Origin of the sequence: Acinetobacter bereziniae, assembly GCF_016576965.1 — a bacterium.
Classification (GTDB): Bacteria; Pseudomonadota; Gammaproteobacteria; order Pseudomonadales; family Moraxellaceae; genus Acinetobacter; species Acinetobacter bereziniae.
The window spans coordinates 2131413-2149337 of record NZ_CP066119.1 but is presented as its reverse complement, the minus strand read 5'-3'; the positions used below and the strand labels follow the sequence as shown (position 1 = coordinate 2149337).

Annotated in this window: 18 protein-coding genes; 5 read left to right on the top strand and 13 right to left on the bottom strand. The window is 36.0% G+C overall.

All coding sequences use genetic code 11. The annotated features are described in order from the left end of the window. Nucleotides 1-59: 59 nt before the first annotated feature. From I9192_RS09950 to tsaE, 11 genes are all read right to left on the bottom strand, one after another. Nucleotides 60-875 (bottom strand): DUF7738 domain-containing protein, encoded by an 816-nt coding sequence (locus tag I9192_RS09950; protein WP_042066698.1) that lies wholly within the window; start codon nt 873-875, stop codon nt 60-62. After that, complete coding sequence (locus tag I9192_RS09945; RefSeq protein ID WP_200150367.1) at nt 875-1648, bottom strand: DUF7738 domain-containing protein; 774 nt, start codon at nt 1646-1648, stop codon at nt 875-877. The genes I9192_RS09950 and I9192_RS09945 overlap by 1 nt, the downstream gene beginning before the upstream one ends. Continuing rightward, nucleotides 1623-2438 carry a DUF7738 domain-containing protein gene (locus tag I9192_RS09940; protein WP_200150366.1) on the bottom strand — a complete coding sequence of 272 codons (816 nt, stop codon included), beginning with the start codon at nt 2436-2438 and terminating at the stop codon, nt 1623-1625. The genes I9192_RS09945 and I9192_RS09940 overlap by 26 nt, the downstream gene beginning before the upstream one ends. After that, nucleotides 2438-2722 (bottom strand): hypothetical protein, encoded by a 285-nt coding sequence (locus I9192_RS09935; RefSeq protein ID WP_227559253.1) that lies wholly within the window; start codon nt 2720-2722, stop codon nt 2438-2440. Before I9192_RS09935 ends, I9192_RS09940 begins: the two co-directional genes overlap by 1 nt. A 91-nt stretch (nt 2723-2813) precedes the next feature. Continuing rightward, nucleotides 2814-3449 (bottom strand): hypothetical protein, encoded by a 636-nt coding sequence (locus tag I9192_RS09930; protein ID WP_151713035.1) that lies wholly within the window; start codon nt 3447-3449, stop codon nt 2814-2816. Between the two features lie 12 nt (nt 3450-3461). Continuing rightward, nucleotides 3462-4964, bottom strand: a complete 1503-nt coding sequence (locus I9192_RS09925) for an N-acetylmuramidase family protein (protein ID WP_200150365.1) — start codon at nt 4962-4964, stop codon at nt 3462-3464. 11 nt (nt 4965-4975) lie between these two features. Then, complete coding sequence (locus tag I9192_RS09920) at nt 4976-7882, bottom strand: type VI secretion system Vgr family protein (RefSeq protein WP_200150364.1); 2907 nt, start codon at nt 7880-7882, stop codon at nt 4976-4978. A gap of 561 nt (nt 7883-8443) precedes the next feature. After that, on the bottom strand, nt 8444-8956 hold the full coding sequence (gene hfq / locus I9192_RS09915) for an RNA chaperone Hfq (protein ID WP_200150363.1): 513 nt from the start codon (nt 8954-8956) through the stop codon (nt 8444-8446). A gap of 91 nt (nt 8957-9047) precedes the next feature. Continuing rightward, nucleotides 9048-9992, bottom strand: coding sequence for a tRNA (adenosine(37)-N6)-dimethylallyltransferase MiaA (miaA, locus tag I9192_RS09910; protein WP_200150362.1), 945 nt, complete (start codon nt 9990-9992; stop codon nt 9048-9050). Between the two features lie 6 nt (nt 9993-9998). After that, a complete protein-coding gene (mutL, locus tag I9192_RS09905; protein WP_200150361.1) occupies nt 9999-12035 on the bottom strand; it encodes a DNA mismatch repair endonuclease MutL in 2037 nt (678 codons plus the stop codon). 65 nt (nt 12036-12100) lie between these two features. Next, nucleotides 12101-12565: a tRNA (adenosine(37)-N6)-threonylcarbamoyltransferase complex ATPase subunit type 1 TsaE gene (tsaE, locus tag I9192_RS09900; protein ID WP_199959642.1), complete on the bottom strand. Its 465-nt coding sequence runs from the start codon at nt 12563-12565 to the stop codon at nt 12101-12103. 144 nt (nt 12566-12709) lie between these two features. On the opposite strand from tsaE, the gene I9192_RS09895 reads away from it, so the two are divergent. The 3 genes from I9192_RS09895 (at nt 12710) to I9192_RS09885 (ending at nt 14586) form a co-directional block, all read left to right on the top strand. Further along, on the top strand, nt 12710-13627 hold the full coding sequence (locus tag I9192_RS09895) for a pseudouridine synthase (protein ID WP_200150360.1): 918 nt from the start codon (nt 12710-12712) through the stop codon (nt 13625-13627). A gap of 107 nt (nt 13628-13734) precedes the next feature. Further along, the gene (locus I9192_RS09890) at nt 13735-14046 is read left to right on the top strand and encodes a type II toxin-antitoxin system RelB/DinJ family antitoxin (RefSeq protein WP_004831022.1); all 312 of its coding nucleotides are present in this window, start codon (nt 13735-13737) and stop codon (nt 14044-14046) included. 96 nt (nt 14047-14142) lie between these two features. Continuing rightward, nucleotides 14143-14586 (top strand): GNAT family N-acetyltransferase, encoded by a 444-nt coding sequence (locus tag I9192_RS09885; protein WP_058971809.1) that lies wholly within the window; start codon nt 14143-14145, stop codon nt 14584-14586. A 425-nt stretch (nt 14587-15011) separates the two neighbouring features. Here the strand turns inward: I9192_RS09885 and I9192_RS09880 are convergent, their stop codons facing one another. Next, nucleotides 15012-15734, bottom strand: a complete 723-nt coding sequence (locus I9192_RS09880) for a pseudouridine synthase (RefSeq protein ID WP_005029299.1) — start codon at nt 15732-15734, stop codon at nt 15012-15014. Nucleotides 15735-15838: 104 nt separating this feature from the next. After that, entirely contained in the window at nt 15839-16747 is a 909-nt protein-coding gene (locus tag I9192_RS09875) for an NAD(P)/FAD-dependent oxidoreductase (RefSeq protein ID WP_005029302.1), read from the bottom strand. Nucleotides 16748-16850: 103 nt separating this feature from the next. On the opposite strand from I9192_RS09875, the gene I9192_RS09870 reads away from it, so the two are divergent. After that, nucleotides 16851-17309 carry an RrF2 family transcriptional regulator gene (locus I9192_RS09870; RefSeq protein WP_005029304.1) on the top strand — a complete coding sequence of 153 codons (459 nt, stop codon included), beginning with the start codon at nt 16851-16853 and terminating at the stop codon, nt 17307-17309. A gap of 109 nt (nt 17310-17418) precedes the next feature. Beyond that, nucleotides 17419-17877, top strand: a complete 459-nt coding sequence (locus tag I9192_RS09865) for a DUF441 domain-containing protein (protein WP_004831027.1) — start codon at nt 17419-17421, stop codon at nt 17875-17877. Nucleotides 17878-17925 lie beyond the last annotated feature (48 nt).

Genomic DNA, 17925 nt, shown 5'->3' with positions numbered 1-17925 from the left:
TACCATACTCATATAAATGCCAATGTGAACGCTTTAATTAAATAGGGGCTTCTTTTCCTTTATTTTGACTGTTGTTTCTTTTCATCGTCTAATTCTTCTTGCGTACAATATCTCGGAACAATTTTCATTTTTGGTATGTCAAAATATTCATCACAAATTTCTCGTCCATTTTCATCCGTTCTACGGTATAACTTTTTCTTTTGTTCTTCAGTCATGATGTCTAAATGATTATAAAAATACATATGATCAATCACTTCTGGTTCATTAAAACTTGTACTTAATTCAATGCCAAAAGACTCGCCTTTTTGGTTGTCATTACAGTACGCTGTATAGTTATAACTCACGCTTGTTCCTGCACGAAACTTATCCCTGACCTCATCATGCATTGGATAAGCACCCACGAGTACACCATCCACCTCGATGGCATCTTTAAATATACTTCTCACTTGTTTTGTATCTGGTTTTTTTAACTCTTCTTCGATTTCTGCTTCTGTTTCTTTACGGATATCATGTACAGGGCGCTCTAAACGAAATCTAAAGCTGTCTATTTTTTTATCGTTTTTCCGTTCAACTAAACGAACACCGATATCATCATATATATAAATATTAATTCGATTGACACCATCTACACCTTCAACTTTACGATAATTTTTCCCTAACGCTTTAAGCCAAGGCTCAATGCCTGAACTCATATATAAATCCGTACCATTATAATTAATCGCACAGCCGTGGACTTTAAACTGATGTTGTGGATTTATTTTCTTTATAAAACCTTCTGTATCAGCTTCTTGTTTTGTCGTAGACTGACCATTACTACAACTAATACACAGTAAAAGGGGTAGAAATAGCGCTAGTTTTTTTTGAAATATATGCATTATTTTTTTAAAGGATAATTTTCACATCCTCCCCCAATAATAGGATCATCTCTATCCGGACCTTCACAAAACTCTTTCCGCTGTCTTTCTTTTTCTTCATCACTAATTATGTCAAAATAATTATAAAAATATAGATGATCAATCACTTCAGGATCATTAAAACTGGTACTTAACTCAATATAAAAATATTTACCTTGTTGGTTGTCATTACAGTCCGCTGTAAAGTTATAACTCACCCCTGTTTCTGCACGAAACTTATCCCTGATCTCATCATGCATTGGATAAGCACCAACTAATACACCATCCACCTCAATCGCGTCTTTAAATATCGTTCTCACTTGTTTTGTATCTGGTTTTTTTAACTCTTCTTCGATTTCTGCATCTGTTTCTTTACGAATATCATGTGCTGGGCGCTCTAAACGAAACCTAAAACTATCGATTTGTTTATCCGCTATTCGTTCAACCAAACGAACACCGATATCATCATATATATAAATATTAATTCGATTAATTGGATCTACACTTTCGACAACCCGATAGTTTTTACCTAATGCTTTAAGCCATGGCTCAACGCCTGAACTCATATATAAATCCGTACCATTATAATTAATCGCACAGCCGTGGACCTTAAACTGATGTTGTGGATTTATTTTCTTTATAAAACCTTCTGTATCAGCATCTTGCTTTGTCGTAGACTGACCATTACTACAACTAATACACAGTAAAAGGGGTAAAAAAAGAATCCATTTATTTTGACTGTTGTTTCTTTTCATCGTCTAATTCTTCTTGCGTACAATAATTTGGTAGAATATCAAATGTCTTAATATCCACATATTCTCCACAAATTTCTCGTCCGTTTTCATCCGTTCTTCGTGCTAATTGTTTTTTTTGCTCTAAAGTCATGATGTCTAAATGATTATAAAAATACATATGATCAATTACTTCGGGGTCATTAAAACTTGTGCTTATTTCAATGCCAAAAGACTCGCCTTTTTGGTTGTCATTACAGTACGCTGTATAGTTATAACTCACACTTGTTTTTGCACGAAACTTATCCCTGATCTCATCATGCATTGGATAAGCACCCACGAGTACACCATCCACCTCGATGGCATCTTTAAATATCGTTCTCACTTGTTCAGTATCTGGTTTTTTTAACTCTTCTTCGATTTCTGCATCTGTTTCTTTACGAATATCATGTGCTGGGCGCTCTAAACGAAACCTAAAACTATCGATTTGTTTATCCGCTATTCGTTCAACCAAACGAACACCGATATCATCATATATATAAATATTAATTCGATTAATTGGATCTACACTTTCGACAACCCGATAGTTTTTACCTAATGCTTTAAGCCATGGCTCAACGCCTGAACTCATATATAAATCCGTACCATTATAATTAATCGCACAGCCGTGGACCTTAAACTGATGTTGTGGATTTATTTTCTTTATAAAACCTTCTGTTTCAGTGTCTTGCTTTGTCGTAGACTGACCATTACTACAACTAATACACAGTAAAAGAGGTAGAAATAGCGCTAGTTTTTTTTGAAATATATGCATTATTTTTTTCCACCCTTGATCATATCTAAACCTTTTTGGACCGATTCTGCTGCTTCATCAATTTTTTCTTGTGCAGCCTTAGCACCTTTATACGCACCCTGTCTAGTCGTATCCCAACCTTTTTGCAGCATGCCATCACTAGCCTGATTGACTTTGTCCTTATTTTGTCTTGCCCATTGTTTAACGCTTTCATCCATCCAATTACAACGACTTGGATGTCTAAAATAACTTTTTGCCGTATCTAATACCGCTTGTTTATTTGTCGCAGTTGGCTTTAATTTCATTTTCTCTTTGTCTGATCTTGGCTTTATTATTGAGCAGAAGGTTTTTGACATGGTTGATACATTTTTAAAATCACTTCTATATAAAAAAGCTTTATAAATTTATAGACTTACTCGAAATCCATTTTTTCACAGAGTTTTTGTAGTTAATGTAAAGCCATAATTCATTTTTTTTAAACGAATAATCAATAACCTTAACTCGATCATTCTTAACTAAATAAGACGTTCTCATTTTAAAATCATTCCCTAATTTATCATATAAAAAAACCTTTTGATTAATTGATATAAAGCCATCATCAATATTGCATATTCTTTCCAAGTCATTTTTTTTGTTAACAAGATACTTAACTAAATTTTGATTACTATTTTTAGTTAATGGCACACAAGTAGATAATAAATATGAAAGTTTTTTATCATCATAAAATTTATTATTAATATTTTTAATGGTTCTAATATATCTTTGATCAGTTTGAGGAGTGGTAGATAATAATAACTCTGATATCAAATAAGTTCCTTGTGAAAATTTAACATCATAAGTTGATATAATTTTGTTACATGGAAAGAAAAAATATGTTTTTTCATCAACTCCAGCTAACAGAATTTTTTGATTATTGTCTATAAATGAACATTGTCTTTTATCTTTTTCATGAACGTACTTTACATTAGCAAAGCTAAATTGTATGGAAGTAAAAGCTATTATTAAAAGGACAAACAGTAGTTTTTTTCTCATTTAATAAATATCCTATGGTAATTTAGTAGGGTTATTTTTAAATACGTCATACGCTTTTTTCATTTTCGTATCATAAGCATTTTGATAGTACTTAGGACCATTGTACCCTTTTGCAAATTTTGTCCATTGTTTCGCTCGAATTGCAGCCACTAGGTTTGGATCATAATTTATAAAATTAACAAATTGATTTAATTGCATTTTTTCATTTTTAAATGCATCTTCAACCATTTCTTTTACATTTGAATACCCACAATTCTTAAAATTCGCTCCCATAATTTGAAATTTACCCCAAGAACAACTTTTTAAAGCAGCATCTTCACTTATAGACATTGCTTCAATTAATTTTTTATATTGTGCAGAATACAATCCATAATTACCTTGAGGTCCTGATAAGATAGGGTGACTTACATCATATTTATATGCAGTAAAACTTCGAAAATAGTGACGTTCATATAAGATAGTTGGAGCTTTTTTACCCAATAAAGTACTAAAAGCCCCTCTGGGGCTTTCAGTCTGAGCAACTGCTTTTATAGCTGCTATTTCACAACCTAGTTGAGTAGCCGCAACTGAATAATCATCTTCTGTAATCATTTCGCCATTATATAATGGAATACAAGAGGTCAAAAAAATATTTAGTCCTGTTGGTGCAGTCTGAGTACTATTGGGCTTATTAGGATTAGTTGTTCCACTAGTTAGATTCACGGGCATACGAATTTCAAATCCATGACTAGGTTTTACCCTTGATGCAACATAAGTTTTTGTTTGTAAAGGTGTATTATCTGGTTTATATAACGTTAATTCAATTGGGTATCCTATAAGAGTTGTTATATTTAATAAACCGCTTTTAATAATTTTAATACCAGAACTATTGTTATATGTAATTTTTACTTTTGCATTAGGATAGATGTGTGTACCATCAATATCCACGATTGTAGCTGTAGTTTTAGAAATAAAATTTTGTAACTTATACTTATGCCTGACATTAACAATAGAAGTTTCATTTGAATTAAAATAACCAATAGCAATGAATTTATCAGCCAAATCGATGGATTTAATTTCTATGATTCTATCAGGTGATGCTTGGAACTCTACTATACCATTTTCATTAGTAGTTCTATTTAAAAATTTCGAAGATTTGTTATAACCAGTTTGTATAGGAAAATTTTTAAGTATAAGACCATCAAGATCTATCAATTTTATTTTCAAACTGTTTAAGCCACTGCTTCTTTTAGACTGATAAGCACTAATTGGCCTTCCTATAAAAATTTTTTGAATATTTTTACTTGAAAAATTAGAATTCAATGTCTTGACATACTCCATTTCTCCATTCGGTTTTTCAACATAAACTTCAAAGCTTCTACCTTCTGAGACTGTGGCTATTCTATAGCCAAAATTATTCGTTTTTTCATCAAAAAAAGAGATACCATTAACATATTTAGTTCGGACATTAATATTTTTTATAGGAATTCCTTTAGAATCTAAAATTAAGAGATCAATTTTTAATAAATTAGACATGTTTTCAAACCTTATTTTTTATCAGCTTCTGCAATAATAGAATCATCTTCATCAATAGTATTAAAATCTATTTCGTTTAAAATATCATCATCTTGATTAAAGAATAAATGCGGATCATTACTCATAAACAAAATAGCACTCACATCCTCGATAGAAGATGTATAAAAACGCTCAGAAAAGGAGTATTGATTATCTTTTCTTTCATTTAAAAGATATTTTTGAATCAATTTATTATCTTTTTTTTCAACAACAAATAATTCCTTTCCTAATGTAAGATTTTTATTTTTACTACCCAATTGATCAGGTAAATTGGATACATAATGAAATTTTAAACTATATTCTGTTGGTGCTTGTGGTAAAGTTTTTATCTCAGATAAAAATTGTGTTCCCTCCTTAAACAACTGCTGTCCAGATTTAACTTCAAACAAGCCTGGCGTGGTCGAAAAAATACCTGAGCCATTCAGTCTTAATTCAGATGTATCCGCACGAAATACAATTTCTTTAGGACTGATCATATAAATCGTATCTTCAGTCGATATGATCTGAATACCTTTACGCGCAATCAAATCTGCACCATCACTATGCGCTTTTATTTCAACCTTGCCTTTTCCAGCATAAAGTCTTGCACCTTCTTGCGCAGCAAATAAACTGATCTTGTTTTTTGCATGTACTATAAGATTCTTTTGGCTACTCAGATTTATACTGTTGCCTGCGCTCTGGCTGATTTGCCCATCTGCTGAAAGATGAAGGTCACTATTGGTCGACATTGCTATAGAGTTTGGTGAAGCCAGTAGCATTAAAGCTTGTTTAAATGCATCTGCTTTATCTTTTTCACCTTTTTCTATTTGATTAAGGAAGTGTTTTAAATTATTTAAAACTTCCAAAGGATCAGTTTGTTGATGCTTGGCAACTTCACTTAGCGCTTTTGTATTGGTGAGACTATTTTCTAACTGACTTTTGGCTTCGGTTGTATCTAGATGATTGCCTGATGCCTCATCTTGTGCATGGGTACTCAGCAGTAAGCCTTGACCTGCGCGTACCGCACCCCATTGATCCGTTCTTAGCTCAAAGCCTTCTCCTCGCCCTTCGCTGCTATCTGTCTCTTTTGGGTGACTGAGGTTGCCAAGATTGAGTTGAGTTGCACCATGACTGCTGTGTAACTGACTACTGATCTGGTTGTTGGTATCATCAAAACGTAATTGATTATAACCATTGCCTTTGTATTCTCGACTTTTAATCCCTGCCAACTTCTTGGTATCGGGCAACTTGCCTTTATCATCAAACTTGGTTGGATAACGGTATCCTTCATGAATACGCCCCACCACAAAAGGTCTATCAATATCCCCCGCAAAGAAGTCAACTATGACCAACTCTCCAATACGCGGTAAGAAGCGTGCTCCATAGCCCTCGCCTGCCCAAGGAGTGAGTACATCGACCCAAGCTGAGTCGGTATCATTGTCGTTCGCGCCTGCGCCACCATCGTGACTGTGGTCTTCATTGCGAGTAAATAAAAATCGAACTTTGATACGTCCCCATTCATCGACATGAATTTCTTCTCCACTTGGACCAACCACTCTCGCTCGCATTGGATGGGCTGCGGGTCTTTGAGTTAAGGGATTATATTCAGGAACAACTGTAATATTACGTCGTTGTAGCACCAACTGATTCGCTTGGCGTTCTTCGTTGTTGTTTGTGGTGATATTGCTGATTTGCCAATGGCTTTGTTTTAACAAAGTGTCGACTTGATTGCTGAGATCTTTGGGTAAATTATTTTGGTGATAAAAGGTTTTGGAGATGATCAGAAATTGCCGATCGGCAACATCTTTTAGCTCTAGACTTGGATGTTGGTCAAGCTCAAAGTGATAACCCACCTGCGCATCTCGTACCGTCGATATTGCCGTGAATTGTTTAGCTTGGGCATCGTAGTAGTTGCTAAGGTTTTGGTTAAAGCGTTCGATCTGACTGTTACCCGATGGTGTTGCACCATCTTCCCCATTTAAGTCTTGAGTCCATGCAGGGCTAAAGTGCCATACTTGTTCTAAGCCTAGACTGGCGTTATCGTACTGGTCACTGTGCTGATGTTTGCTTTGTACATTGCCTGCACCTTCTTCGGTTTCAAGAATATCGGCTTGCCATCGTTGAATATGTACAGACGTCGGTTGAAGTGAACGTAAACCTGTCAATGCTGTGATGGTGTCTTGCTGTTCGACAGCCGAACTTCGATGAAAACGGATAATGCGACGTTCTAAACTTTTATATTGAGTATTGTCATCAATTAATCGAAGCTTTTGAGGCTGGATGGGTTCATTAAAATGAGACACTTTAAGCTGTGCTTCATCAATTAAACTGGTCACACCTTCCGATGCTAGAAGCCTTTGAATAAGATCTATATCTCGTTCATTATTCTGCATAATGAAGGGTCGAATATCGTAAGCCTTAGTTAGACCGCTTTTATCCAAAGTTAAACTTGAAGCAAACAGTGGAGATCTGTCTCGCCATTCATTAAATATAACTTCGACTGCCTGTAAAGCAGACATATTCATAAAGACGCGCGAGTTTCTACGCTGTTTCCAAAGTGCGGTTGGATCTTCAACCATGAGGCGATAAATCGTCAAAGCTCCATCAGAGGCGCCCACCTCAGCTTTGGTCACAATTCCTGAAATACGATTGAGTTCGGAGCGATGATTGACCACATCAATGGCTACACGACAGCCAATAAAGCTTTTTAATGCAATATCGTTCAGCGTAGATAGACAAATCAGTTGTAAGTTCACCCCATCATTGATGGCATGTATCCCATCAACGCGTTGTAAAAATACCAGTTGATTAAGTTTAGTATTTGAAAAAGACACATGGATAGCACGCTTTTGAGCAGTAAGACCCAATTTTTCCAAAGCAAAATAAATATTATTAAACATGAGTTATTGTGTAGTTGTTCTAAATTAAAAGACACTCTACAAAAAAGATCATATTTTGTCCATATTTAATTTTATCTAAATAATTTTCTATATCACCTTGTGTTTCAGGTTTTTTTATAAGTTTATAAGAATAGTACACTTGAAAGTAATTAAACTGCATTCTTTCACAGCAAACAAAGCAACGCATTATTTTTACTCAGATATCTTCGCTCAACATGATGACTTTCATGCCACTTCACGATAAAAAAGATGATCAATCATTTAAAAGTGCAAATAAATAAATGACCAAAATCCTCTAATACTTTATATAAAAAATATAAAGTTCATAGGCTATTAAGGATTAGAATATTTAACTATTTCTAAATTTATTATGATGAAATGATTATTAAAATCTACATTTTAGTACAATCATGAGCCAAAATTTAATTTACAGCCCCTAATAGTAATCTCCAAATAAAAAACCGCAAAATGATTAATATTCAATCATATTGCGGTTTTTTTAATGCATCAAGAGACTGTTAAAACATTCACTTTTTCACAATCAATTTCTACATTTAGAAATTAACGATTGTTTTCATCTTCTTGTGAATCTTCAAATTTACCTTCGCCACCAAAGTCAGAACCTTGACCACCGAAGCCACCTTGACCGCCGAAGCCACCTTGACCACCGAAGCCACCTTGTTGACCACCGAAGCCACCTTGACCGCCGAAGCCACCTTGACCGCCGAAGCCACCTTGACCACCGAAGCCACTTTGACCACCGAAGCCACCTTGGCTACCGAAACCACCAGCTTGACCACCGAAGCCACCAGCTTGACCACCGAAGCCACCAGCAGCGCCTTGAGCACCAGCAGGAGCACCAGCAGGACGTGGATTACGTGCAGGTACAACAGTAGAAATCGCATGCTTGTAAACCATTTGGCTTACAGTGTTTTTCAACAAAACAACATACTGGTCAAAAGATTCAATGTGACCTTGTAATTTGATACCGTTTACAAGAAAGATAGAAACCGGAATACGTTCTTTACGGAGAGAATTTAAGAACGGATCTTGTAAAGTTTGACCTTTAGACATTTTATACTCCAAAAAAAAATTTAAAATCAGCGCAAAACTGCCTTTATTTTTCAATTAAAATTTATAAAAAAGGCAGTTGTTAAATTTTGCTTTATCCGTATAAGTTTCGCAAGTCTTCTTGAGCTTGCTTTATCGTGAAATAAGTTTGAAAAGAGTGTAATTCTTGCAAAGAACGTAACCAAGTGTATTGACGTTTGGCTAATTGTCGTGTCGCAAATAGCGCTTTATCCTTCATTTCTTGCATTTTTTCTTGACTCAAATCACTGTTTTTTAAAAAATCTATCGCTTGACGGTAACCAACCGAGCGTGCTGAGGGTAAATTTTCATCGAGATCGTATTTTTTCATAAGGTATTCGACTTCATTCAAAAAACCGATTTTCCACATTTTTTCCAATCGCAACTCGATCCGTTTATGTAATTCTACCCTGTCAGGGACTAAAGCATAATTATGAAAATTGTAACGATAAGGTTGCTTTTTAGGCTGTTCTGCCTGTAATTGTGTAATTGGACGACCTGTGATTTTGTAAACTTCTAAAGCACGAATAATTCGTTGTTTATCACTGACCTTAAACTTTTCACCTGCCAGCGTATCTACTGATTTTAATTCATCATAGACTGCCTGCCAGCCCTCAGTTTCGCCTTTTAACTCAATCGCAGCGCGAATCTCATAATCAGCACTCGGTAGGTTACTGGAAAGACCTTCAAGCAATGCCTTGAAGTAAAGCATTGTTCCACCCACCAAGATGGGTGTTTTCCCTTTTGCATGAATATCATCAATCAAACGACTTGCATCTTCAACAAACTCTGCCGCAGAATAAACTTCTAATGGTGTAATAATATCAATTAAATGATGCGGATAACGCTCCTGTTCCGCTTTTGTTGGCTTAGCTGTTCCAATATCCATCTCTTGATAAACCAGTGCAGAATCCACAGAAATTAACTCATAATTCCCCTGTTCATATAATTCACATGCCAAAGCGGTTTTTCCACTTGCAGTTGGTCCCATTAAATTGATGACGGGCAATTGATTCGACATGTAAAACTACTCTCCTCGAGCAAATAATTTATCCAGTTGTGAAAGTGGAAATGCACGCCATGTTGGTCGACCATGATTACATTGGCTGGCAAATTCTGTTTGTTCCATCTGACGCAATAAAGCATTCATTTCTGACAGGCTTAGCATGCGGTGTGCTCTTACTGCACCATGACAAGCCATACCTGCCAAAATTTGATCTCGCTTTTGTTGAAGTGCTTGTGCTTCATCGTTCGGGTCAAGATCATTCAGCAATTCAGGAACTAAAGCACCAAAGTCAGCTTTATGTAAAATTGCAGGTACGCCACGGACAATGACCTGATCATCCCCATACTGATCTATTTCCAAACCTAAACACTCAAGTTGAGGTTTTAAATCATCAACGCGTGTGGCTTGCATACGTGTAATTGAGATCACTTTAGGAATAAGCAATTGTTGAGAAGTCCAAAACTCAGGTTTGTCCCATGCAGATTTCATCTGTTGTAAAAGAATACGTTCATGCGCAGCATGCATATCCACAATAATCAATCCTTCAGTATTTTGCGCAAGGATATAAATACCGTGCAATTGTGCAATAGCAATACCTAAAGGATATTCATCAACCTGTGGTTGATTAGACTTATTGACAATTTGCTGTACAGACTGATCATAAGAGGCTTGATCTGTGAGTGGTTGATCCAATTCGGCAATATCACTATTTTCACGGAGCGGTGCCAAATAGCTCTTTAAGGCATTATTGAGTTGCTGTGACCCATGATACTGCTGTTGTGGCTGATTTGCAGCATAATGTACAGTTTGCGGTTGTGTATGACTAAAATCTGTTAAACCATCATTGTACATGACCTGAGCATGGCTATTGCTTAGGCTATTTTCATGCTCTTGCTGTTGATTGACATTCTCTGATACTGAGCGATCACGATGAAGCTGAAACTGCTCTTGATAACGCGGTTGAGGTTGTTGCCAATGATTTTGTTGAGATTCCTCTTGTTTCATTGCCGAAGCTAATTCTGCTGTCGCTGTTTGAAATTTTGACAGGGTTTCTTTAGCAAAATGGCGTACAAACTCGTGCACTTCACGCTGATTTAAAAAACGAATTTCATGTTTCGTAGGATGGACATTGACATCGATATTTTCAGGGTCAACTTCTAAAAAAAGCAAATATGCAGCATGTTGATGTCCGTGGAGAATACCATCGTATGCCATGCGTAACGCGTGTGAAATGGTTTTATCTTTAACAATGCGTCCATTCACATAAACATATTGCAAATCCGCTTGGGCACGAGCATCTGATGGATGTCCCAACCAACCTGATAAACGCATACTAATACTATCAGCATCAATCCAATAAGCATTTTCAGTAAATTGACGCCCCAATAATTGCTGTACACGTTGGAATCGTAACTCGCCACTGTCAGCAATAGGTAAATTCAAACGAATATTATCGTTATGTTCCAACACAAAACGTATATCAAAATGAGTCAATGCCATACGGCGGACAATTTCTTCGATATGTCCAAATTCAGTTCCTGGCTTTTTTAAGAATTTGCGGCGTGCCGGTACATTAAAAAATAAATCCTGAATACGAATATGTGTGCCTTGTTGCGCTGCAACTGCCTGTATATCCTGATGATCAAACGCCGTACCATTTACTTCAAGCTGATAGCCAACACCTGAATCATCTTGGCTGCTGGTTAAGGTTAACCGAGAAACAGCAGCAATCGATGCCAGTGCTTCACCACGAAAACCTAAACTTACTATTGCGTGTAAATCTTCAGCAGACTGAATTTTACTGGTTGCGTGTCGTGTTACGGAAAGCGCCAAATCCTCAGGATGAATGCCTCGCCCATTGTCAATAATTTCAATGAGCGTACTCCCCCCATTAGCAACACGAACAATCAATTCAGTCGCACCGGCATCAATTGAGTTTTCAACTAACTCTTTAACCACAGAAGATGGGCGTTCGATTACCTCGCCTGCTGCAATTTGGTTCGCCAATGCTGGATTTAAAGTTTGGATACGTCTTAAACTGATATCTTCATGTTGCATTCAATTCACCTGATCATTAAATGAATCTAAAAACGAAATTTTTTTATAGTTAGAATTTAACTGAATTAAAAGTGCATTAATTCTTGAACCAACTGAGAAGATGTACTTTCTATGCTCACTTCACGCACAGTTTCATCTGCTCCTTTTAAGATCGTAATGACATGATCAGCTTTTGGAATTTCATCTCCACCTTTCGAAGGCCACTCAAATAAGAATAATGCATCTGTTTGGTCTAAATAATCACGTATTCCCATCAATTCTAATTCATAAGGATCATTTAAACGATACAAGTCAAAATGAAATACATCCTTAGCTTGAATGCTATAAGGCTCCACCAATGTGTATGTTGGACTTTTAACTGCACCTTGATGCCCTAAGCTTTGCAACAAATAGCGCGTTAATGTTGTTTTACCCGCGCCAAGATCACCGATGAGATAAATTACGCCTTTTGCAATATGTTGCGCCAGTTTTTGCGCTAACTTTTGAGTGTCTTGTTCATTGCTTAGACTTAATTTAGAGGAATACTGCATAACGCTCACAACATGATTCAAACCAGACAATATGATAGCATTGCACGACTTTAAAACCTATGTTGCATTGTTGAGAAATCATGTTTTGACCTGTTCAAGCTGACTTCAATAGCAATTGCAATCTTAATGACATCCAGTATCACCATGAAACAATATACTTCTCATTCTGACTTTCAACCACCAATGAGGGATGGTGTAACAGCATCTAAAGTATATTTACCTCAATTAGAAAAATCCCCGCAAAGTCTATTTATATTTTTGTGTGAGCACTTTCCACATATTACTGCCAATGAATGGAGGCAGCGTTTTGATGATCAATTAATTTTGGATATGCAAGGTCAAACCCTCAGTATAGAGCATCCTTATATCGAACATACTCATATTTATTATTATCGTTTTCTCAACCACGAAGTTCAGGTGCCATTTCAGGAAAAAATTCTTTATGAAAATGATGATCTACTGGTGGTTGATAAACCCCACTTTCTAACCATTAGCCCCTCAGGACAATATATTCAAGAAACCCTTTTAGTTCGCTTAAAAAAAACCACCAATAATGCAGACTTGACACCTATACATCGTTTAGACCGTGAAACAGCAGGAGTCGTGTTATTCTCCAAGCGTCCACAAACTCGTGGTATTTACCAACAAATGTTTGCTGATCGTCAGGTAAAAAAGACCTACCATGCCATTGCTGCTTATAACCCAAACCTCAGCTTCCCATGTCAGGTTGCATTAAGAATGGAGAAAGGTGAACCTTTCTACACCATGAAAGTGACCGAAGGCATAACCAACTCACAAACTGAAATTCATCTTGTTGAACATGATCAGGTATGGGCTAAATATTTATTAAAGCCGATTACAGGAAAACAGCACCAACTACGTGTACATCTCAATTGGCTGAATTTGCCCATTAAAAATGATCCATTTTATCCAACTGTAGTGCATAAAGATCCTCATGATTTCTCACACCCTTTACAACTTTTAGCCCACAAAATTGAGTTTATTGATCCGATTACAATGCAAGCGTTATGTTTTTGTTCTGCCTATGAATTGACACTGTAATGTTGACGTAATGACAAATATAGGACTTTTTGATGATTAGAGATTGAAATTACGCAAGCTTTGATTAAAATAGGCATTCAAACTCAAATTTTGTTTGGTTAACATTCATGAGAAAAACCGAAGTTTATCAAGTACGCCTTGATTCACAAGAAAAAAAACTTGCTTTTGCCGTTTTTAAACAATTAGGCATCACCCCTGCTCAAGCAGTTCGACTTTTTTTTAAACAAGTCGTAATCACCAAATCTATTCCATTTGCAATTGAAAACCAAAATATCAATATGGACCAGATATTAAAATTAAGAAAACTCAAGCAAGAACAACAGAATGGACAAACAAGTACTGCTGTTGACTTAAGTGATGATGATGAAGATTTGTTTGCAGAGTTAAATGCGATCTTGGGGGAAAGTGACAAAAATTAACAGTGTCGCAATTTTAAACAATTCATTTACTTTAATTTTCTATTTTTTAGTTATGCTCTTTTGCAAAGATAAAAAATCATTGCAAGGAGTATATAAATGATCGTGAGACGCGCGACCAAAGAAGATTTAGATCAACTTGCTGTTTTATTTGATGAATATCGCCAATTTTATGGTGCATCTTCCAATCTTAAACAATCTCTTGATTTTCTTAAACAACGTTTTGAGAATAAGGAAAGTGTCATCTTTATTCATGTAAAAGATGATGTTTTTACAGGTTTTGTTCTACTTTATCAGGGTTTTACATCTGTATCCTGTTCTAAATACTATATTTTAGATGATGTATATGTCACTCCGGTTTATCGCAGACAAGGTTCTGCCAAACAGCTGATTGATACAGCCATTCTATTTGCAAGACATGAAGATGCACAGCGTATTAGTTTAGAAACACAAAAAAACAATTACCATTCCCATCAATTGTACGAACAAATGGGTTTTGTCAAAGATAACGAGTTTCAAATCTATCATTGTTTCTTGAAGTAATTCTATTTCTTGCAGGCGTTTTAGTTTTAACACTAAAAGGTAAATTTTGGATTATTAAAGGTGTTAGATTGTCAGATGAAGTGTAATAAAGCTTTCATTGCCACAGTTTATATCTCAAAAGTTTAAATAGATTTGTTTAGGCAATACTGTACTCTTATGCTGTAAATAAAGCAGTGCTTTGTTTATGTTTAGATACCCCGCTCAACATGGCGACCTCCATGTCGCCTCACGATACACAGAATATTGATGATTCAAAAGTACAAAATAAATGAATCACCAAATCTTCTAGTAAATTGTATAAAAATCATAAAGTTCATCAGGTATGAATGATTAAAATCCAGTCACTTGTATGAATAATCAGGCGGTTTGATCATAGTCTATCTAAAACTAATCATCAGTGAAGTCTCAGACTTTGCTGACTATGATTAAACTTCAGATAAATCATCTGATTTATTTTTTGCAGCCACCACTTGGGCTTCATTTAGATATAGCCATTCTCCTTCAGGCAAATCATTCAGTACCAATTGTCCTACTTGGGCACGATGTAAACGCTCAACTTTGTTGCCTACCGCAGCAAGCATTCGTTTCACTTGATGATAAACACCTTGATGTACAGTTATTTTTAATGCATGTTCAGCAAGACGTTGTACATCTGTTGCTGCAAAAAGCCCTTTTTCATTACGCAGTTCAACGCCTTGTTCAAGTTGTTGAATTTGCTCATCCGTGATCGGATCAACAGTTTGTATTTGATAAACTTTAGGCACATGCTTTTTAGGATGTGTCAAGGCTTGTAAAAACTGACCATCATCAGTGAATAATAATAAACCTGTGGTATCCTGATCTAAGCGCCCTACACTTTGTAGACCACGATTCATCAATACATCATCAAACAGATCAAAAACGCTGAAATGATGAGTAGATTGATGTGAACATTCATAATTCTGTGGTTTATTTAAAGCGATATAAACTTTTTCTCGATATTGAAATGTTTGCTGATACACCGAAAATTCTAAATGATCTAAATCAAGTTTAAACTTTGGATCAGTAATAACCTCGTTTTGAATTTGAATTGCACCATTCTTGATTAATTGCTGGCAATGCTTTCTAGAACCAAAACCTTGTGATTGCAACATTTTTTCCAAAAACATAAATTAATACCTTAAAAATTCACGACACAGTTTAGAGTATCGTGAATCGAAACCCAATCGAGAATCGTATTTTATCAGCATGATCACTTCATCATGCATAGACACTAGCCACCAAATACAAATGATTTATGCGCTGCTACCCCAGCCATTGCACCATCAGCAACAGAGAATGCAACAGAACCACCTGAACGTGTGATGTCCCCACATGCGTAAATGTTTTTTAAATTGGTCTGCTTTGTAGCATTGGTTAAGATTGCTTCACTATATTCATTACGGTCTATATCCAAACCTAGTTTTCTAATCCAAGGTGAATTAATTCTCATAAAAGTAGAGACAAATAATCCATCCAATTGAGTCTGGTCACCATTTTCAAATTTCAAATCACAGTGATTTTCGATCTTGGCGATTTTACGAGTATCTAACTTCACATGGCGTTGATTTAATTGCTCCAAAATTGCAGGCTCGATTGTATCAATTGAAACTGCAGCATTGAGGAATAATGTTGTTTTGCCCCAATCAGGTAGCATTAAAGCCATATGAAGAGAATGCGAACCAGAATATAACATCCCGAGTTGACCAAGATTTAATTCATAGCCGTCACAGTATGGACAATGGAATACACTCTTTCCCCAACGCTCAGTCAAGCCTTCTATTTCAGGTAAATCATCTTTCACACCTGCTGCAATAATCAATTTTTCAGCTTGAATCAGGTCGCGCTTATTATTTTCATCTTCTGTAAAAACCTCATAATGATCATTCATTGCCTGTACGTCGATAACAGATGCATTCAACCAAGTAATGCTTGAATATTTTTCTAACTGTTGCTTTGCTTCCACAATGATTGCAGAAGGCTCCTGTCCATCTTGGGTCAGAAAATTATGTGAATGCGCCGCAAACCGATTTCTACGTAAACCTGCATCTACCACCAATACTTTTTTTCTAGCTCTTACTAAAGGTAAAGCCGCAGATAAACCTGCAAAACTTCCACCAATGATCATCACGTCATATTTCATTTTAAACCCCTATATGTAACTTTTGAAATTACTATATTGCTTTATTTTTAAAATTGCAACTTTTGATGTTACAATTAATACCAAATTAAGGAGTGTGCATATCATGCGCAAAGACAGTAAACTTTCCCGGATGTTGCATGTGCTATTACATATGGCACGTGAAAAAAAACCATTCACATCAGAACAGATTGCAGTAATGCTCGACACCAATCCTGTCGTGGTTAGACGTACTATGTCGGGTTTAAAAAAAGCGGGATTTGTACATGCCGATAAAGGACCCGGCGGTGGTTGGACATTAATCCAAAATTTAAATGAAATTTCGTTATATGATATTTATCAGGCTGTAGGTGAACCCACCATTTTTGCCATGGGGAATGAGCAAGAAACGCCCAACTGTCTTGTTGAACGTGTGGTAAACACTGCTTTAAATCAAGCAATGCTAGAAGCACAAAACATTTTAATACAGCAACTTAAATCTACAAATTTAGCAAAACTTGCGCAAGATTTTGAGCGCGAATGGAACTTATTGGATAATAAACCTTTCAATATTTCAGCGCACTGATTTGCTTCTGTTGAGAATTTTAATACGAATAAATAGATCTCTTCACGCCCTACCTGCGTTGTTTTTAGTATAATGCGCCGCTGGAATGAATTGTAAATGATGAATATTAATGAGCCTTTCTAGTCTAGATCTAAATTTAATCGTGCTTCTTGTTTTATTGGCTTGTGGTATTTTCAGTCACAATACAGCAGTGACTATCGCTGCTGGCGTATTAATTGTCTTTCGAATCACGCCATTAAGTGAGTTTTTTCCTTTATTACAAACTCACGGTCTGGAGGTCGGAATTATCATTTTAACAATTGGTGTTCTTACCCCGATTGCCAGTGGAAAAATTCCAGGCGATGTCATCCTAAAATCATTTATGCACTGGAAATCTCTGACTGCAATTGCAATTGGACTATTGGTCGCATGGTTAGGTGGTCGCGGAGTTTCCTTAATGACCAGCCAACCCAATGTCGTAGCAGGTTTATTGATCGGTACAGTAGCTGGAGTAGCATTACTGAGAGGTGTTCCTGTGGGTCCACTGATTGCAGCTGGCATCTTATCGTTATTGATTGGTAAATCTTAAAAATCTTCAAACAAAAAATTCTGAAAAGTTTAAGCACATCCCATCATT